General features: G+C 60.1%; 19 protein-coding genes. 7 read left to right on the top strand and 12 right to left on the bottom strand.

Annotated elements, in window-relative coordinates; all coding sequences use genetic code 11:
- Positions 1-96 precede the first annotated feature (96 nt).
- Positions 97-432, top strand: coding sequence for a hypothetical protein (locus tag JAO29_RS16260; RefSeq protein ID WP_334269303.1), 336 nt, complete (start codon positions 97-99; stop codon positions 430-432).
- A 272-nt stretch (positions 433-704) separates the two neighbouring features.
- Positions 705-1,157: a RidA family protein gene (locus JAO29_RS16265; RefSeq protein WP_334269304.1), complete on the top strand. Its 453-nt coding sequence runs from the start codon at positions 705-707 to the stop codon at positions 1,155-1,157.
- A gap of 81 nt (positions 1,158-1,238) precedes the next feature.
- Here JAO29_RS16265 and JAO29_RS16270 read toward each other — a convergent pair whose 3' ends face one another.
- The 3 genes from JAO29_RS16270 to JAO29_RS16280 form a co-directional block, all read right to left on the bottom strand.
- Entirely contained in the window at positions 1,239-2,147 is a 909-nt protein-coding gene (locus JAO29_RS16270; protein WP_334269305.1) for an SGNH/GDSL hydrolase family protein, read from the bottom strand.
- Between the two features lie 257 nt (positions 2,148-2,404).
- On the bottom strand, positions 2,405-2,794 hold the full coding sequence (locus JAO29_RS16275) for a VOC family protein (RefSeq protein WP_334269306.1): 390 nt from the start codon (positions 2,792-2,794) through the stop codon (positions 2,405-2,407).
- Positions 2,795-2,937: 143 nt separating this feature from the next.
- On the bottom strand, positions 2,938-3,690 hold the full coding sequence (locus tag JAO29_RS16280; protein WP_334269307.1) for an FmdE family protein: 753 nt from the start codon (positions 3,688-3,690) through the stop codon (positions 2,938-2,940).
- Between JAO29_RS16280 and JAO29_RS16285 the strand changes: the two genes are divergently transcribed.
- Positions 3,689-4,372 carry a MarC family protein gene (locus JAO29_RS16285; protein WP_334269337.1) on the top strand — a complete coding sequence of 228 codons (684 nt, stop codon included), beginning with the start codon at positions 3,689-3,691 and terminating at the stop codon, positions 4,370-4,372. The genes JAO29_RS16280 and JAO29_RS16285 overlap by 2 nt on opposite strands.
- A gap of 8 nt (positions 4,373-4,380) precedes the next feature.
- On the opposite strand, the gene JAO29_RS16290 is transcribed toward JAO29_RS16285, so the two are convergent.
- From JAO29_RS16290 to JAO29_RS16300, 3 genes are all read right to left on the bottom strand, one after another.
- Positions 4,381-5,325, bottom strand: coding sequence for an NADP-dependent oxidoreductase (locus tag JAO29_RS16290; RefSeq protein WP_334269308.1), 945 nt, complete (start codon positions 5,323-5,325; stop codon positions 4,381-4,383).
- Between the two features lie 42 nt (positions 5,326-5,367).
- A complete protein-coding gene (locus JAO29_RS16295) occupies positions 5,368-5,556 on the bottom strand; it encodes a YqaE/Pmp3 family membrane protein (RefSeq protein WP_334269309.1) in 189 nt (62 codons plus the stop codon).
- A 143-nt stretch (positions 5,557-5,699) separates the two neighbouring features.
- Positions 5,700-6,392, bottom strand: a complete 693-nt coding sequence (locus JAO29_RS16300) for a hypothetical protein (RefSeq protein ID WP_334269310.1) — start codon at positions 6,390-6,392, stop codon at positions 5,700-5,702.
- Positions 6,393-6,780: 388 nt separating this feature from the next.
- Between JAO29_RS16300 and JAO29_RS16305 the strand changes: the two genes are divergently transcribed.
- Positions 6,781-7,287, top strand: coding sequence for a bactofilin family protein (locus JAO29_RS16305; RefSeq protein WP_334269311.1), 507 nt, complete (start codon positions 6,781-6,783; stop codon positions 7,285-7,287).
- Positions 7,288-7,410: 123 nt separating this feature from the next.
- Here the strand turns inward: JAO29_RS16305 and JAO29_RS16310 are convergent, their stop codons facing one another.
- Complete coding sequence (locus JAO29_RS16310; RefSeq protein WP_334269312.1) at positions 7,411-7,836, bottom strand: DUF2752 domain-containing protein; 426 nt, start codon at positions 7,834-7,836, stop codon at positions 7,411-7,413.
- Between the two features lie 11 nt (positions 7,837-7,847).
- On the bottom strand, positions 7,848-8,549 hold the full coding sequence (locus tag JAO29_RS16315; protein WP_334269313.1) for a DUF4339 domain-containing protein: 702 nt from the start codon (positions 8,547-8,549) through the stop codon (positions 7,848-7,850).
- Between the two features lie 179 nt (positions 8,550-8,728).
- Between JAO29_RS16315 and JAO29_RS16320 the strand changes: the two genes are divergently transcribed.
- Positions 8,729-10,930 (top strand): glycosyl hydrolase, encoded by a 2,202-nt coding sequence (locus JAO29_RS16320; protein WP_334269314.1) that lies wholly within the window; start codon positions 8,729-8,731, stop codon positions 10,928-10,930.
- A 237-nt stretch (positions 10,931-11,167) separates the two neighbouring features.
- On the opposite strand, the gene JAO29_RS16325 is transcribed toward JAO29_RS16320, so the two are convergent.
- Positions 11,168-12,898 carry a rhamnogalacturonidase gene (locus JAO29_RS16325; protein WP_334269315.1) on the bottom strand — a complete coding sequence of 577 codons (1,731 nt, stop codon included), beginning with the start codon at positions 12,896-12,898 and terminating at the stop codon, positions 11,168-11,170.
- A 124-nt stretch (positions 12,899-13,022) separates the two neighbouring features.
- Here JAO29_RS16325 and JAO29_RS16330 point away from each other — a divergent pair, with 124 nt between their 5' ends.
- The gene (locus tag JAO29_RS16330; RefSeq protein ID WP_334269316.1) at positions 13,023-13,427 is read left to right on the top strand and encodes a response regulator; all 405 of its coding nucleotides are present in this window, start codon (positions 13,023-13,025) and stop codon (positions 13,425-13,427) included.
- 4 nt (positions 13,428-13,431) lie between these two features.
- On the opposite strand, the gene JAO29_RS16335 is transcribed toward JAO29_RS16330, so the two are convergent.
- The 3 genes from JAO29_RS16335 to JAO29_RS16345 form a co-directional block, all read right to left on the bottom strand.
- Positions 13,432-13,980, bottom strand: a complete 549-nt coding sequence (locus JAO29_RS16335; protein ID WP_334269317.1) for a DUF2059 domain-containing protein — start codon at positions 13,978-13,980, stop codon at positions 13,432-13,434.
- Entirely contained in the window at positions 13,977-16,445 is a 2,469-nt protein-coding gene (locus JAO29_RS16340) for an OPT family oligopeptide transporter (RefSeq protein WP_334269318.1), read from the bottom strand. Before JAO29_RS16340 ends, JAO29_RS16335 begins: the two co-directional genes overlap by 4 nt.
- 99 nt (positions 16,446-16,544) lie before the next feature.
- Positions 16,545-17,126, bottom strand: coding sequence for a hypothetical protein (locus JAO29_RS16345; RefSeq protein WP_334269319.1), 582 nt, complete (start codon positions 17,124-17,126; stop codon positions 16,545-16,547).
- Between JAO29_RS16345 and JAO29_RS16350 the strand changes: the two genes are divergently transcribed.
- Entirely contained in the window at positions 17,125-18,210 is a 1,086-nt protein-coding gene (locus JAO29_RS16350; protein ID WP_334269320.1) for a ComF family protein, read from the top strand. The genes JAO29_RS16345 and JAO29_RS16350 overlap by 2 nt on opposite strands.
- Positions 18,211-18,222 lie beyond the last annotated feature (12 nt).

The raw sequence follows: 18,222 nt of genomic DNA on the forward strand, positions 1-18,222 counted from the left end.
CTGGCAGGTCGGGTGAAGGACCCCGATGGGCTCACAAAGTTGCGCGCAACCGGCCCACTGAATGAGTGTTCAGTTAAGTGGAATGTGGAGGTTGTCATGAAGGCCACTCAGATGAAGTCAATGATTACAACGATGATGACGGCTGGTTTGCTGGCGGGTGCGCTGCTCTTTGCTGGACCGAAGAAGGCTGATGCGCAGCAGTTCAGCATCGGGGTGCAGTTTGGTACACCGGCGTATGGATATAGCTACACGGCTTACCCCGACTACTACGCCCGTCGCAGCTACTACGATCATCTGCGCGTGGAGCAGGCGCGCCGCGCCGAGATTGAGCGACAGGAGTGGCTGCGCCGGCAGGCCTGGGCTCGTCACGAGCAGCATGAGCGCTGGGCGCATGATCGTGGATATGACCGCGATGGCTATCGTGGATGGTAAGTAAAGCAGGCTGTCAGGGCCGGTTGCGGATCTCTCCGCACCGGCCTTTTTCTGTTTAGGGGAACAAGAAAAAGAGTATGAAAGGGATCGCTCCAGCGAGTTCTGCCCCCGATCCAGGATTCGAGACCTCGATCTATAGCTTGAGACCTTGATCTGTAACTCGAGAACCTCGATCTATAGCTTGAGAACCGCGATCTAGGACAGATGTGAGATGTCGAAAGACGGCAGAGATGAGAAGATGCTGTAGCAATCTAAAAACAGGAGACTGAACGATGAAGAAGCTGTATTCGCTGATGCTGAAGCGCGGGTTGATCCTGGCCGGGATCATGACTGTCTGTGCCTCGGGTAGCGCCTTTGCCCAGAACAAGGCGATCGACTTCAAGCAGGGGAACCCCTTCAGTGACGGATTCGTCGCAGGCAAGACGCTGTACGTTGCCGGCCAGCAGGGACCGGACGCAAACGGCAAGGTGACCGGCACCGACATCACTGAGCAGACGACCAACGCTATCGCCGCGGTGAAGAAGGTGGTTGAGAAGGCTGGCTTCAAGATGTCCGACCTGGTCTCGGTGACGGTGTATGTGACCGACCTGGACGACGTCAAGAAGATGAACGAGGTTTACATCAAGGACATGCCAGATCCCAAGCCAGCGCGTGCTACCGTGCAGGTTGCCGGGCTGATTGGCGGCGCGAAGATCGAGATCGCCGCAATTGCCGTAAAGCACTAATCGGCTAGTAGAAGAGATCCGAAACAAGACCCCGGAGTTCCGTTAGAGGAGCTCCGGGGTTTGTTCTGTCTGGAGCGATGGTCAGGCTTGTCTGCGTCTTCGGAGCACCGTGACCAGGCCAGTCATTCCGCCTGCCAGCAGAACGAACGAGGACGGCTCGGGCACGGGTGCGGGAGACACGTTCGACTGGAACTGGCTGGCCAGAAGAGCGTCCGCGGCTGTGGTGGGATGGATATCGTCCCAGAAGAGATACTGGTCGGGATTGGCGCAGACCGTGATTCCGTTGAAGCAAGGCGTAGTCACGTTGGTAAATCCGTAGGCTCCGGGATTCTGGGTTACGGAGTTCAGCAGACCGTAGACGTCGGAATAGATGACGTTGGACGGAAGCGTGGATTGCAGTCCGAGATTGAATTGCTGGCTGAAGAGGGTTGCCGTGGGATCGCCGTAGAACTCCGGGGTGAGACCAAGATCGGGCAGGCCTGGGACAAGGATATGCGTTGCTCCACTGGCCTCGAGCGAGGCGACGATCGCGTTGATGTCGGCGATCGAGGTGTTCACCGAGCCGCCGGCCTCGAAGTCATTGGCGCCGCCCCAGACGACGAAGAGGGAACTGGGGATGAGTGCAGGGGGTACAGGATAGGCCGCCAGCTCGGAGAGCATTCCGGGGAGACCAAAGATGCCGAGGCTGGTCTGCGAGCCGCCATCGCCACTGTTTCCGACTCCCGTGGTCGCCCCGCCCCAGGCGAAGTCGAAGAGAGGAGCGGCCAGCTGAGCGGCCAGTTGTTCTACCGCAACCGGACCGTTGGAGAAGCGGCCGTTGTAGTAGGGAGCCGGAGGTATGCCGGAGACGGCATGGAGATTCCCATTATCCGACAGGCTGTCCCCATAGACGAAGACGGCGGAGTAGGGATCGGCATGCGCGGGCAGAGCGAAGGACAGAAGAACGGCGGCGGCAAAGGCTGAAAGGATTGCGGACCTGCGAGTGGGCACGGGAGAACTCCTTTGTAAAAACAGCGACTATCTCGCTCCTGTATGTGGAGCGAGGAACAGCTTGGGAAACTCTGGATTGTCTTTGGGGGCCCGGGATCGGAACGGGTCTGTGTCGACCGCGTTCAGAATGACGCAATCGTAACATCTGTGCGTGCTGTCAGAACATTGCCGGCCAGCAGAGGATCTGGCCGACCCACGGATCTCCATGAGAAGTCCGCCGAGTGCAAGCGCTCTGGTCAGCTCCAAATTTTAGGCATCTATCTCGGACGTCCGAAGAACAGGACATAACCGTCCGGATCGGAGACTTCAAAGCCACGCAAGCCATCATCCGTATCCTTTAGTGGTGTACTGAAGATCGTGCCTCGTTCGACAAACTCGGCGGCCAGCGTATCGGGGTCTGGTGCAAATACATAGGCATCCCACCTCATGGAGGGATGGCGTAGATGGTTCGACAGGGGTGCCACATCCTGATCAGCCTTAACGAAGAGCTGCGCTCCATCGCGCCTAATGATTGCGAAAAAAGGATTCCGATCTGGTTCCTGAAACGTAATCTCAAACCCAAGCTTTTCTCGATAAAACCGGGAGGTTTGATCGACATTACTGACGATGAAGAACGGTGAAATTTCCGTGGTCGTTGCTCGTCCCAAGAACGTCTCCTCTCGCATAGACATCTTTAGCCGGGTTGGCTTGCCAGTAGTATGCACCCACCGGATGCGTACTCTATCCACTGGCCGAGACAGGTGGGGATGCGGCGGGATCTCAGCATCACGACCTGGATAGAGGCGCCCGGTCAGGCGAGGGGCTGGTAGTAACGGGCTTCCGGGAGGGCGCAGGACTGGCAGAGAATGAGACCGTCCGGGTCGACGATGTTGCGGTCGTAGTTGATACCTTCTCCGCAGATCGCGCAGGAGATGCGGGGTGATTTGTATCCCGGCATCTCGCGGGGATGAAGTGGCACGCTGACCCACTGTTCGTCGAAGAGATCTGCTTCGGACATCTCGCGATAGGCGAGCATCTGCTGCTGGTTCTTGTTTTCGATATGAGGGTAGAGCTCGCGGGCACGCTGCTTGGAGGACTCAAGCGCAGCGATGCGGATTCCCCTGAACGTAGGGGAGTCGTGGTGCATCTCCAGGGGAGCGTGCAGATCGACAAACGTAGCAGCCATCTTTCCCCAGTCGCGGAACTTCAGGGCGCGCTTGCCGAGGCGGCAGCCGGTGACGACGGCGATGGCGTCGGTGGCACAGCGGTCGATCTCGACGAAGGTGACGAGGCGCTTCCGTTCCCTGGTGCGGGGCTCGGTGATGCCGAGGCGCTGACAGCCGAGCAGGGCAAGACGCACGCCGAGGATCTGACCAGCGCAGAGGTGGCCGTGGGCGAGCTCGGCCTGGCGGAGAAGGTCGTCGAAGGAGTCCATAGGGGGATGATACGAGGAGATGAGCGAGGCTGCCGCGGCCTGGGAGAGCGCGAAGGAATGTCCCATCGCAAGTTGCGGTATCGTTGCAACAGACTTTTGGAACGCTGCTGGAGGAAAGTTCGTGGGCATGTTGTGGAGGCACTTCGCACTGGGATTCAGCGCGCTGCTGCCGCTGGTGAATCCTCTTGGAACAGCGTTGGTGTTCCTGGGGCTGGTGGGTATCCAGCCTGTGGCCGTGTACAAATCCCTGGCGCGGCAGATTGCGATCAACATGGTGGTCTTCTTCGCGGTCATCGAGCTGATCGGGTCTTATGTCCTGTCCTTCTTCGGGATCTCGCTGCCGATCGTGCAACTGGCGGGCGGCGTGGTGGTGGCGGCGATCGGCTGGGGAGTGTTGAACCAGCCGGACGCGGACAGCGCAAGCCAGGCCGCAGGTGCACAGATGGCAGCCAGCAAGGTCGCCCCACAGGGGATGTGGGCGTCGAAGACCTTCTATCCCCTGATGTTTCCGATTACAGCCGGCCCGGGATGCCTGGTGGTGATGCTGACGCTGAGCGCACACACCATGGAGGGGACGACCCTGACCGAGAACGTGCTGGCGCGTGCAGGGCTGTTCGTGGCGGTGATTCTGCTGGGTGTGCTGGTCTACGTGTGCTACGCATTCGCTCCGCAGATCACCGCAAAGATTTCACCGTCTACGACCCATGGAATTCTGCGGGTAATTGCTTTCATCCTGCTCTGCATCGGCGTGCAGATTGCCTGGAACGGACTTGAGGCGCTGATTACGCCGCTGCTCCGACATCACGTATAGGTGTACGTCTAGATGACTGCCGCGGGGCTGACGGCGACGATCAGTTTGCCGTGCCCAGTGCGATAAGCGACTCTCCCAGTGTAGGCTTCTTCGGCTCGGGTGAAGGGTACGACCCCAGCGACGCAGGTCCGGAGCTTGCCTGTGTCGATCAGGGCAGCAATCTCCATGAGCTGACGCTGGCTGGGTTTGACGATAAAGAAGGCGTGCTGCACCCGAGGATCTTCTGATGATTCTTTATCGGCAGCGATGGTGACGGCGAAGCGGCCTGTTTTAACCAGAGGAAGCGAACGCAGGAGAGTATCGCCGCCAACTGTATCGAAGACGATATCGACCGGCTGCTGGACTACGTCCTCAAAGCGACGGGAGTGGTAGTCGATGATCTCGTCGGCTCCGAGCTGGCGGACGAGAGAGAAGTTTGCAGCCGATGCGGTCGCGATGACATGAGCACCGTGCAGATGGGCGATCTGAACGACGAAGTGGCCAACAGCTCCAGCGGCTCCGTGGACAAGAACGCGGTCGCCGGGATGGAGATGGCCGTGCTCAAAGAGTCCCTGCCACGCAGTGAGAGCGCCGATGGGAACAGAGGCGGCCTGTGTAGGGGTGAGAGTGATCGGCGCGGGCGCGATCGAGGAGGGCTCTGTAACGCACAGCTCGGCAAGTGCACCCTGAGCGAACCAGTCGTTCATCCCGAAGACAGCCTGACCAAGAGTGAAGTCGTGGACATCCGGCCCAAGGGCAGCGACGGTGCCGGCGAACTCGTGGGAGGGGACGGCGCCGGTTCTGGGGCCACCGGCGGCATCGTGCGTGGTGGGGTACCACTCAAGCTCGGTGGGAGTGATGCCGGCTGCGGAGACACGGACGACAACCTGGCCCGGTCCCGGGATGGGATCCGGCAAGATGGCTTCAACCAGTCTGGGAGTGTTGCTGGAATCGGCGAGGCGCATGACTTTCATGGGGAGAGCCCTCCAGTACCTGGGTTGCGTGGAGCGTTGAAGTTAGCTGCGAAAGGCGCGGCGAATCTTTTGCTCAGTGTTGTACTGGCTGAGAGCGTAGACGGCCCAGATGGTGGCGGGGATCCAGCCTATGAGGGTGATCTGAAGGATCAGACAGAGCACACCAGCGAAGGGGCGTCCGATCGTGAAGAAGGTAAACCAGGGAAGCAGGAAGGCGATGAGGAGTCTCACTGGAGTCCCTCCGGGCTGGATTTATTCTCTTGTTCTCTCTACTGAGTTCTTTCTAACAGATGAGAGGAGACAGGCCAAAGTTAATGGACTTCTCCCAGCTCTGGTGAATCAAGCCCGGTGGATCGTAAGCAACACGGGACAGGTTAGTTCTGGTCGTCGTTATCGCCCTCTTCCACGATGGAGGAGGTTCCAACGACATCGTAGGTGGTGCTTTCAGCGCCTGCGGGCTGGATGCTGACCCGGAGAGGAAGGCGATCCCACTTTGCGGGAGAGCATACCGGGGTGGCATGACTGGCCTGCGGCCAGGGGCCGATACGCTTCTGTAAGACCGGGCGGTGGGCTCCCAGCTGCGCGACGATGACATAAAGGCTGGAGCCCTTCGCGGTGGTTGAGGTTCCACAGTACGCGGCGTAGTCGCGGAACCAGACAGCGTCCGAGACGAGCGGGTCGAAGTCGGGAAGATGAAGCGCAGTGATATGACCGGTGAGCCGATCCACGGTGATCCAGGGACCGGGCTGCCAGATCCAGCGGGGGCTGGTGTCAGCGGGCAGCGCATCGTTGACGCGAAGTGCCCGCCGGATGGCGAAGGTACGGTCCGTGATCTCGTGAATGTTTCCCGTGGTCCAGTCGCGCTGGCGGCCGTCGACGATCAAGGGGCGAACCTTGATGGTGGAGGTGAGGTCGAGCTGAGCCTCGGGCGTGGCGTCGGGCTGAGTGTAGGAGACGCGCCGCGTCCCGCCGAGTACAACGGCGTGAGTTTTGGATCCTGCTGCGAAGCCTTTGCAAGGAAGCGAAGTCAGGCTCAGCAGTAGAAGGATTGCGGGAAGAGATTTCACTTGGTCGAACCCGGGGGTAGGGACCAGCTCGTTCTTGGGTTCGGTGAGAGCTGGTCTGGATGATAGAAAAGCGCACGGAGGTTTTCCGTGGCACGGCATGAATGCAGCCATGTTATCTAAAGGTCCTGAGGCTTGGACGGCGGACAGCTAACACTTTTGGGGAGTGGAACAAAAGGGGTTATCTGTGGAAGAAAGTTCATGAAGGGAGGGAAAGTCTTCCCGAGGTGCTGAGGAAGGTACAGCGGCTGTGGAATACCTTGTGAATGTTGCTTAAACCGCGAAGGTGAGCGGAGTAGTATCGTGAAAACGGAGCGTGTGCCTATGGGAGGCACGCCGAGTGGAGCCCGCAGAGGGGTCATCTCCAGCAGTGGAAAGGATACAAACAGATATGTGGAAACCGAATCAGCCGGGAAGCAACAACCCCTCAACACCAGAACCGTCGCGGCCGACTCCTCCGGCGCCGAGCTTTGAGGCTCCGCGTGCGGCTTCTCCCGGCGCAGGAACGACTGCGGCACCCAGTGCAACGGGTGAGCAGGCAACGATCGGCAAGTCGCTGGTTGTAAAGGGCGAGGTCACGGGATCTGAGTCCCTTTATATCGACGGCAAGGTGGAAGGTGCGATCAATCTTCCGGGCAATCGCGTAACCGTTGGCCGCAACGGCCAGGTCGCAGCCAATATCGTGGCTCGCGAAGTTGTGGTTCTGGGCAAGGTCCGCGGTAACTGCCAGGCCAGCGATCGTGTAGATATCCGCAGCGAGGGTTCGCTGACGGGCGATGTTATCGCAGCACGCATCTCGATCGAAGATGGTGCCTTCTTCAAGGGCGGCATCGACATCCGCAAGCCGGGCACCGCTGATGCGAAGGCGGCCCAGGTTGCTGAGCCGGTTACAGTCTAGGCGTAGCCAAAAGTAACTGATTTTGCAGAGGCGGCTCCGGCATCGATGCCGGGGCCGTTTCTCGTTTTGCCAGGCATTCGCCGTTCCTGCCAGATGGATGGGATGCGGGTCTGAGTGCCAGATCTAAAGGTTGCGCAGGACGGTGAAGAGAGCCGCTAGGATGAGCGTCGCCGAGATAGCCACGGGTGGAGGCTTGAGCGGAAGCTGACGGATCTGCGCAAAAGCCAGCCATGCCATGACGATCGGAATGAGCAGCATGGTGAAGGGATTGAGGTGCAGGGCCTGATCGAGGTGGCCGTGCAGAAGCGCGGCGAGAGCTCGCGTGGTCCCGCAGCCCGGACACAGGATCCCGAAGATCTGGTGAATGGGGCATTGCGGATAAAAGCTGTACTCCGCGGGAGGGAAGCGGAACAGCATGGCAGCGGCAACGGTACAGAGCAGCGCGGCTCCCAGAGTGATCCTCCTGCCGGAGGCGTGGATGAGCAAGGAGTCCGGCTTAGAAGATGCGTGCCGGAGGTGAGACACCGGGTTACGCAGAGGAGAGATCATCCTGGCTCCCGTTAGAGGCCGCTGCGATAGCGCATCCCCTGCTTGGCTTCGTTGATGCGGTTGAAGTGGTACTGAAAGTAAAGGCCGCCGAAGAAGAAGGTCATGATGGGTCCCAGCCGCAGGCCGATTGGTTCGGCGCTGTTGAAGTGGGCTTCGAGCGAATCGCGCATCGCAAACCGGTACAGGATGACCAGGACGAAGACCCCGATGCTGATGAGGACGGATAACGGTGAGGTGTGGTGGTGGCCGTGCATTGCAAGTGCGCTGGTGCGTGCCGATATGCCTCCGTTGACGAAGGAGAGGATGGCGTAGCCGAGGAAGTAGGGAAAGGCACGCGTCTGGGGCTGAACCCGCTTCATCCAGAGGACCTGAACGAAGTCCCAGATGACGGCGAAGAGGCCGCAGGTAACGATGGCGAGCAGCAGCACCAGAGCCCAGTGAAGGTTGGGCGGATCGGGATAGGGAGACACGGCGTAGGCCGCGGGCTGCCCGTAGGCTGCAGTAGGTGGAGCATACGGCATTGGAGGAGTTCCCGCTGCGGGATGGGGTGCAGTCGCCGGATTGAGAATCTGGGCGACGGGCAGCCAGTCGGGCATCTCTTCGGACTTCGCGAGGTCTGTAAGGAGAACGTTGCCGGTTGCAACGTAGCGCTGCAGGTCTTCGAGCGTGTAGGGACCGTAGGTCTGACCCGCACGGGAGATGAGATAAGGCATAGCGGCTCCTCAGTCTTTCAAAGACCGATGAGAACACGGGCAGGCTCTCCAGACAAAGAGAATTCCCCGACGGAAGGACGACGAAGTGGTCCTGCTGAAACTATTTCCTATCTTGATTTGTATAAAGAGGCAGGCGTGTGAAGTTGGCCGCACGACGCGATATGGGCAGGGGAGATAGTGTGATCAGAAATGCAGGAGTGTTGGTTACTGTGCTGGCGCTGGCGCAGTGCGTCACCGGGCAGGCACCCGCGTGGCAGAAGATCGAGATGCCGGCAGCAAATGAGGTCGCAAAGCGCTGGATCAATCCTCCCTCCGAGTATGGACCGGAGCCCTACTACGGGATGGGCGGCGCGATAACGGTTGATGTCATTCGCCGCGACCTGGACACGATGAAGCGCCTCGGATATCGCGCGGTAACGGTGCAGTATGGCCGGGGTGCACCGTTTGCCTATCTCTCGCCGGAGTACTTTGCGTTCTTCCGGAAGTTTGTGGATGAGGCGAAGAAGCGCGATATGCGGGTGTGGATCGTGGATGATGCCGGATATCCAAGTGGATTTGCCGGAGGAAAGTTTTCTTCCGAGAGGCCTGAGCTGCGGATGCAGTCGCTGGTGGCGGCGGAGACGATTACAGTCGCTGGCGGCGAGGTTGTGGAGCGCTCTTTGAAACCGGAGACGGTTGCGGTGACCGCGACACGTCTGGATCGAGACGGGACCGAGGCCATTCCGTTTGCCGGCGGGAAGATGAGGTGGAAGGCACCGGAAGGGAGCTGGAAGGTGACGATTGTGGAGCACCGCTTCAGCACCTCGCCGACGAGAAGCGACACCAATCCGAAGAATGTGAAGGATGGATCGCAGTCGCTCGAAGATTACCTGGATCCCGCCGCGACGGCGCAGTATCTCGCCTTTACGCATGAACAGTACAAGAGATATGTCGGCGACGAGTTCGGAAAGACCATCCTGGGATTTCGCGGGGATGAACCGGATTACTCCATTCGTGGACTGCCGTGGACGCCGAAGTTCTTTGACCGGTTCAGAGAGATCAAAGGCTACGACCTGCGGCCATATCTGGCGGGACTGTTCGCAAAGCCTGAGGAGATGCCGGAGCAGGAGCGGAGAGTGAGGGCGGACTATTCCGACGTCTTCTCGCAGATGTTTCGCGATGGCTTCTTTAAACCGCAGGGAGATTGGTGTGCGGCGAATCATCTGGAGTATCAGGTTCACCTGAACCACGAAGAGATGGAGATGAACCTGGTACGCAGCGAGGGAGAGTTCTTTCGCGATATGCAGTACGTGCAGGTTCCTGGGATCGATTCCATCTGGCACCAGATATGGAAGGACACGATCTCGGACTTCCCGAGGCTGGCCTCTTCGGTGTCGCATGTCTACGGGCGGCCGCGAGCGTTTACGGAGAGTTTTGCGGCGTACCGCCCGGAGCCCGACGTCGATATGGCGCGGTACATCCTTAACGAGCAGTTCGTACGAGGTGTGAACCTGGTGGAGACGATGTACTTCCCCGCAAGCACCGGCGGGCACGCAGGCTCGCCCTACATGCACGAGGAAGGCTATCCGGCGCTGCTCGAGTATGTGCGGCGCATGAGCTATCTGCTGTCGATGGGTCGGCCTGCGGCGTCGGTGGCACTGTATCTTCCATCGAGCGCGATGTGGATGGGAGATGAGGCAGCCGACCGGGCGTTCGTCTCGACCGAGAGAATGCTTTCGGAGCGTCAGATCGACTTCGATATCGTGAGCGAGGATGCGCTGGCGAAGGACTTGAAGGCTGGCAAGGGAGCGTTCGAGACGAGGAGCGGCAATCGCTATACGACGGTGATTCTGCCGGGAGAGATAGTGATCTCGGAGGCGGCGCTCGACCGGCTGCGGGAGTTCGCGAAGGCCGGAGGCGAGGTCCTGTTCCTCGACCATCTGCCCACCTTGCTCTCAGGAAAGACGTATCGCGATGCCAGGGAGGCGAAGCCGACGGACTTTGCATGGGCGAAGGTAGAGGTTGGCGCTCAGCTCGCGGCGACACCAACGCCTCCGGCACAGCCACCTGCAGAGCCGCCGGCAGCGCAGGTGGTTCCTGCGGGATTCGAGAAGGCATTGCGTGAAGCGGTGAAGCAGGGCGATGTGAGTCTGGAGCGCCCGGACAAGTCGCTCCGTGTTATGAAGCGGCGGCTGAGGGATGCGGATCTCTACCTGCTGTTCAACGAAGGGCCCAAAACATTCAATGAGCAGATGATAGTGCGCGGCAAGGCCAATCGTGTGGAGGATTGGGATCCAGGGACGGGCAAGGTCACGGAGGTGAAGTCGTCGGCCATCGCTGGAGGAAGATCGATCGCGCTTTCGCTGCACCCTTATGAGGCTCGTGTCCTGGTAGTGCGGTGAGGGACCTTCGAAGATCGAAGGATGACAACTTCGGCGGGTGGTGTGATCGGTTAGAGGTTCGAGCTCCGCGCGAATGGGGTAGTGGCCCCCCGCATCCGACGGCGGAGGTAAGAGGGAGAGAAACAGATCCCTCCACTTCGCTGCGCTCCGGTCGGGAGGACATCGGTTTGTGGAGGGAGGTTTGTGGGTGGGAGAACTTCAGAGAACCTCTCTTTGTCAGAGAGGTTCTCTGAAGGATCAAAGGCTCTTGCCGTCGGCAGTTTCCAACTGGGTGTCCTTTGCAGCACGGCTGAGGGCGATGCGAAGATCGGTGACTTTATTTAGCGCAAACGCCGAGGGATTGGTGGGCGCGGTGACAGCGATAAAGTCAGCGCGATTGACCTCTTCGAGGTAGAAGCTGGGCCGCTGATCGGCCTCGGCAGGCTGAACCTCGACATGGCTCATCTCGATATTTTTGACGTGGCGCAGGAAGAAGCCTTGGGAGGGAGTGGTGTGGCCAAACATCCCGGGATCGGGGTAGGCTGCTTCCTTCTCGGGCATGACGATCTTCGCGTCGTCGGCGGTGCCTCCACCCTGGTGCTGGATGAAGATGTTGGAGAGCTTAACGTCCTTGATGGGATATTCAGGGATGCCGCTGAGGATGGAGCAGATGTGGGGAACGGTGTTGTAGCTGACGAGGTTGTCGACCACAATGCGCTGCAGCGTGCCTACCTTGGTGCTCTCTTTCGGGCCACGCAGGCGTGAGCCAAGACGGAAGAAGAGTGGAGCGTTGACGACGTCGCGCATGGTGATATTGGAGATGGCGATGTCTTCGCAGAGGGCGCCATCCTCGCTCTCGAGCGCGAGTCCCATGCAGGCGTCGAAGACGCAGTTGGAGATGGTGATGTTCTTGAAGCCGCCGTTGGATTCCGTACCGCACTTGATGCGTCCGTTATGGGCGACGTGCTGCGTGTTCGGGGCGAATCGCTTGTAGCTGCCGTCGAGCATGGCTCCGAGTTCGTAGGACCCGGCGACGTAGCAGTTGGTGATCGTCATGTTCTCAGTCGCGCGCGCGTAGCCCAGAGCGTAGCTCGACTTTGGGCAGATACCGTCGTCCCACGGCGAGTTGACGTAGCAGTTGGAGACGCGAACGTTGCGGCAGCAGTCGATGTCCATGCCGTCGCGGTCGGTGTCGATGGTGAGATTGTCGATGGTGAGGTTATCGACGCCGGTCAGCAGAAGTCCGAAGTGTCCGCCCTTCAGGATGGAGAAGTCGCGGAAGATGACGTTGCGGCAGTTCTTCATCGCGATGGCTTTGTTGCCCACGCCAGCCTGCTCGGCCTGGTACATGGGGTACTCGCCACGTGGGGGACGCGTGGGTGGGGGCGTCGGGGTTCCGGCCAGCCGTTCCGGACCGAATCCGGTGGTCTTCGGTGCGCCGGGAGGACGACCGGGACCTGCGCCGAAGCTGAGGCCCTTCCCGTAGATGAGGCCCGGGCCGACGATGGAGACGTCCTGGATGTCGATGCCCCAGATCAGCGAGTTCTTCCAGTGATTGTGGCCGTAGTCCTGGTAAGCGTCCCAGGCGGTGTTGGGTTCGGCGGCGTCGTAGGTTCCGCCGTTGTAGCCGGTGGTCTCGCCGGGCTTCGGAGACTCAGCCGCGAGCAGGATGCAACCCTGGGAGAGGAAGAGCGAGACGTGGCTCTTGAGGCGAATGGAGAAGGAGAGCCAGGTTCCGGCGGGGAAATATACGGTGCCCCCGCCTGCAGCGGCAGCAGCTTCAATCGCCTTATTGATCGCGGGTGAATCGACGGTTTTGCCATCGCCTGCCGCTCCGTAGGTGCGGATGTCGAAGATTGCGCCTGCAGGGAAGGCGGCAGAGGAGCGTGGAGCGGCGTGGGCGGAAGGCACGGCGGTGGCGGCAGCTGCGGCCAGCCCCATGCCCCCCAGTTTGAGAAGGTCACGGCGAGCGGAGTTTATGGTATTCATGGCGCAGCCATGCTAGCAGAGAAGTGGTAGGACCAGAAACTATTTCCTAATTGAAAGGTAAAGCAAAGGTCCGCAGCCTTTGGCGGCATTCGCCAAAAACCTCGCAATCCAAGATAATTCCCAGATGGACAGGCCGTGCTTTCTGGTTGTAGATCGTGAATTTCCGGGCACTCTCTCTACCAGGAAGCTGGTGCTTGAGACTGCAAAGTTTAACGTTTTGACAGCTTACAGTGGTCGTGAGGCCGCGGCGATCTTTCGACGGTTTCCAGCCATCGATGGGGTGGTCATGGACTGTGAGATGGAAGACATTCCCGCCGAAGATCTTGCTCGGAGCATGAAAGCTCTGGTACCGACGGTGCCGGTGATCGTGATCTGCGCGCCCGGAACGTCAACGTGTCCGAGCGCGGATTTCCGGGTAGAGTCGTTCCAGCCCCAGATGCTCCTGGATACCCTGCAGGGTTTGAAGCCGCAGGAGACCCTCGAGATCGAGAGGCGGGACGAACAGTTGAGCCGAGACAAGCGGAGCTAAGAGCTTACGGCTTGCCTGCCGGAGCCGTGTGGGACGCGGCTGGTGCTACCGGTGCCAGTTCCCTCATCTTGCGGTTGAACTCTTCGTTCGCCTGGCGGATCTGTGGCTGGACCATGCTCACCTGAGTCTCCATCAGCTGCATCGTCTTTCCCATCAGCAGCGGAGACTTCGCGATGAGAGCCTGTCCGGCGGGCGAGCGGTAGAAGGCGAGGATGCCGTCAAGCTCCTGCTCGGTGTACGCCTGATCATAGTTCTGGATCACAGAGGCTTTGATCTTGTCCCAGGATACAGCGCCGCGGGTGATCGATTGGATCTGCCCGATGTAGTCGTTGATCGTCTTCTGCTGCACCGGCGTTACAGTTCGCGTTGCTGTCTGCTGCGCAGCCATGGCCTTCATGCGGCCTGTCATCTGCTGGGTCATCTGATCGGCAAGTTGGTCGACTTTCGTGATCTGCACAAGTTCCTCGATCTTTGCCCGTTTGGAGGCCTCATCGGCATGGAGGAGGGGAGCGGTTGCAAAGCACAAGAGAAGAGCTGCGGAAAAAAATCTCATTTAGATACCTTATCTGGTTGTTCGAGCGGCCTGCGCGCGAAGTGGTAAAGAGACCAGGCGAGCAGCGCGAACATGAGAACACTGACCCAGTCATGGTGGAGCGGATTGTAGCTGCTGAACCGGGGGATGGTTCGATCGGTCGCAGACTCGTACAGTTTGATGGCAACTCCCATCAGACCCACGATCCCACCGGCAGCGATCAGCCCGGAGGCGAAGAGAGAGCCGGACGAGATCTCGGATTCCAGTTCGGGATCGCGGAGGCAGATGCTTCTGGCAGGAAGACCTGTGTCTTTATCGAGATGCGAGGGATCGGCAGGGTTGAAGTCGGGGTGCTGTGCCAGCCACGCATCCTTGTCGCTCAGCCAGAGATCAAGGGATGCCTGAAGCTCTGATTCAGAATCGCTTTCATAATGTTTTTCAGCAGCGCGATCGACCAGCCAGCGGATGACTCCGCCAACGAAGATGGCGAGTGTGGTGCCGATGGAGAGATAAGCTCCGACTGCAAGAGTAAGGGAGCGTACGCCCAGCAGCTCGACCATGATGACGAGAGCGACGCCGAGCAGCACGAGCGACCATGGCAGCTTACGGCTGAGGATTCCATTGATTACGGTTGCCATGAGGCGGCCCTGGGGAGCCGCGGCCTTCTCACTGCCAATGCCCTGCGTCCACTGGATCTCGATCTGGCCGGTGGAGGGGCTGTACAGATATTTGCCGTCTGCAAGGGTGGAAGATCCGATGGCGTTGAGCAGGATATAGCTGCGGGCGTTGGTGATCTCGCCGCCGCTCTCGGGCGAATTCGGAGTGTTCGCCTGCGCTGTTGAGGATGGAATTCCCGGGTTGCTGAGATGGATGCGATCGCGGGTGAAGCTGCCCTGATTCTGGACGCCATCCGGAAGCTGAGATAGCGAGATGGCTATGGGTTTGGGCATACGCTGAAAGCTTTCGAGGCCCTTGTTCATCGCGTTGAGCGTCATGCCGATGGAGAGCACCGAGATGATGACGCCAATCATGATGGCAAGTTGCTGCTTCCAGGGCGTGGCTCCGATCAGGTAGCCGGTTTTGAGGTCCTGAGCCGTGTCTCCAGCATTCGAGGCTGCGATACAGACGATTCCACCGATGGTGATGGCAAGGGCCCCGAAGGCGGGAGCCGTCCATCCCTTGACGAGGAAGATGGCGGCGGTGGCCATCAGGGTGGCGATGGTCATCCCGGAAACAGGCGATGCGGATGAGCCGACGATGCCCACGATCCGTGCCGAGACAGTAACGAAGAGGAAGCCGAACAGGACGACCAGAAAGGCAGCGGCGAGGTTGGCGAGGGCTCCCACCTGGGCTCCGGGGACAGGCTTGAACTCGAGAAAGACCCAGAGAAGAACAACCAGCAGAACGGAGCCTCCGATGACCACCGACCAGGGCAGGTCGTGTTCGGTCCTGGGAGGAGCACTAGTGCTACTAGCCGCAGATCCCTCCATTTCGCTGCGCTCCGGTCGGGATGACACACTCTTGCCAGCTCGGTTCTTGCCGATGGAGCGGACTCCCTCGGTCAGGGCGGCGAGGATGGTCGGTGCGGTCCGGAGAAGCGTGATGAGGCCGCTGCAGGCCACGGCACCGGCTCCCATGGGACGAACATAGGTCGACCAGAGCTGCGAAGGGCTCATGTCGCGGATTAGCGTAGTGCCGGGATAGAGCGGCGTACTGAGGTGCGATCCGAAGAAGTAGATGGCAGGCATCAGCACCAGCCACGAAAACACGCCTCCGGCGAGCATGACCGCGGCGACGCGCATGCCGATGATGTAGCCCACGCCGAGATACTCGGGGGTGACGTCGGCGCGGATGGCTCCGCCGCGCAGCAGGTGCTGCGTGCCGAGATCGGGAGAGTAGTTGGGCGTGGAGGGGAAGAGGCTGAAGAGATTCTCATTCTGGAAGAGCGTATAGAGGCCACCGAGTCCCAGGCCGAGAAAGACTCTGCTGGCGAAGCTGCCTCCCCGCTCGCCCGCCATCAGCACATCGGCGCAGGCGGTGCCTTCGGGATAGGTCAGGCTGCCGTGTTCCTCGACGATCAGCTGGCGGCGCAGGGGGATCATGAAGAGGACGCCGAGCCATCCTCCAAAGAGGGCGAGGGCGAAGATGCGGGTGGATTCGAGATCGAACCCGAGGAAGATAAGCGCGGGGAGGGTGAAGATCACTCCCGAGGCGATCGACTGTCCGGCATTGCCGGTGGTCTGGACGATGTTGTTCTCGAGGATGGAGGCGCGACCGAAGGCGCGAAGGATCGAGATCGACAGCACCGAGATGGGGATCGATGCCGCTACGGTAAGGCCGGCGCGCAGCCCGACGTATACAGTGACTGCGCCGAAGAGGATACCGAAGACGGCTCCGAGCAGGAGTGCGCGAACGGTGAACTCGGGTCGCGACTCCGTGGCAGGGACGAACGACTGGAAGGCGGGTTTGGTGGTGGTCGTCGCCATAGGCAAGAATGTCTCCGCGTCACGTGACGTTTATGGCTGGTTGAGTGTACCAGCGATGGACGGCCTCGCGACGGAGAAGAACGTCTGTTGTCGTCTAGGTTACAGGTCAGGAGAAGAGAAGGGCTCAGGAGCTGCCGGGCGGCCGACGATTGCATAACGTAGCAGCGCGCCCAAAGCGCAGGCCATCAGGAAGAGCATCGGCCCGGTAAAGAGGAAGCGATCCTGTGCCCACCGGGTGTCGAAGAGCGCAGGTGTCTGCGAATTGAGCGTTCCGAAGAAGCGAGTGACCCGGCCCACAGTATTGTTGGCTCCGAGGACGCTGGCGTTTCGTGACTCCCACGTGAAAAAACGCACCAGGAAGGCGATGCTGACCGGGATCCAGGCCAGCAGAACGGCAGGGATTCTGTCGGGCTCGACAAAGCGAGCCATTCCCGGAGCGAGCTCGGTCACAGCCTTGCCCAGACGGCCAAACGGCACCAGCCCCAGGAGAAAGCCCGACGCCGCGAAGATTGGCAGGAAGTAGTTGAGAAGAAAGACGAACTTGCTCACCGTCGTCCAGTGCATCTTGGTGGCGATGGCCCAGACGGGAAGAACGAAGATCCAGGCGAACTTGATGGCCAGAATCGCGACAAGGAGATACAGAAAGAGGCACTTGGCGCACCAGGCAAGCACACGAGACATGCTCTCAGGTTTAGCACAGGCGCACCTGATCTGGTGCGGGAATCTTGACGCGGGGCCGAGGGAGAGGACTATACTGCGGGCATCGGCACGATCCGATTCGTTGCTGCGAGTGAGGTGCGTCTTCAGCCAACGCTGGATAGACAATGCGCTCGAATCTGCTCAGGGAGCTCCGCCAGGAGGTCCGCCGGGTGGTGTGGAGGAATGGCGCGCTGTTTCGCGCGTGCTCAAGAGTCCGGGCTATCTGGTGCGGGCGATGTTGGGCGATCTGGTAACAACCATCTTTCCAGCCGATTGCAGGGTCTGTGGGGGACCGCTGACAAGCGCTGGACTCTCTCCTCTTTGTTATGGATGTGTCGATTCGCTGCGGGAGCAGACAGCGGAGCTCTGCGCCTGTTGCGGCGAGGCTCTGGACATGGACGGGCTGCGCTTTACTCAGCAGATAGAGAGAGAGAACGTCCTCTGTTCGCCCTGCCGCATGGTTCGTCCGGAGTTCGAACGGGCCGCTGCATGGGGCGTCTACTCCGATAGCCTGCGCGACGCGATTCGTCTGCTGAAGTACGAGCGGATGGAGGCGGTGGCACGTCCCCTGGGAGTGCTGCTGGCCCGCGTGATCGAGAGGCTGGAGCAGTCGGGAATGGGACGCGAGGTCATCGTGATCGCGGTTCCATTGTCCTCGCGCAAGCAGAGGATACGGAGATACAACCAGTCGGTTCTGCTTGCGGACGAGGCTTTGCGGCGGCTCGCGAAGATTGGCCTGCGATTGAAGACAGCGCATCCGGCGATGATTCGCGTGCGCGAGACCGAGAGCCAGTTTGGATTGAGCTCGAGAGAGCGTCGCCGAAATCTTCGAGGAGCCTTTGTGGTAAAAGACCCGGCGGCGGTCAGCGGCCGTGAGGTTCTTCTCGTCGATGACATCTATACGACCGGCGCTACCGCGCGCGAATGCGCACGTGTGTTGCGACAGGCAGGAGCGGCAAAGGTGTGGGTGGCGACGGTGGCCCGGGCACAGAAGGAGATGGTGGCGCGGTGGGATGTGGGCCAAAGCGAGTCTCTGCGGGATGAGGTGCAGGCGCTAACGAGATAGCCTGCGTGCGAG

Source organism: Edaphobacter sp. HDX4 (assembly GCF_036877565.1).
In the GTDB taxonomy this organism is placed as follows: Bacteria; Acidobacteriota; Terriglobia; order Terriglobales; family Acidobacteriaceae; genus Edaphobacter.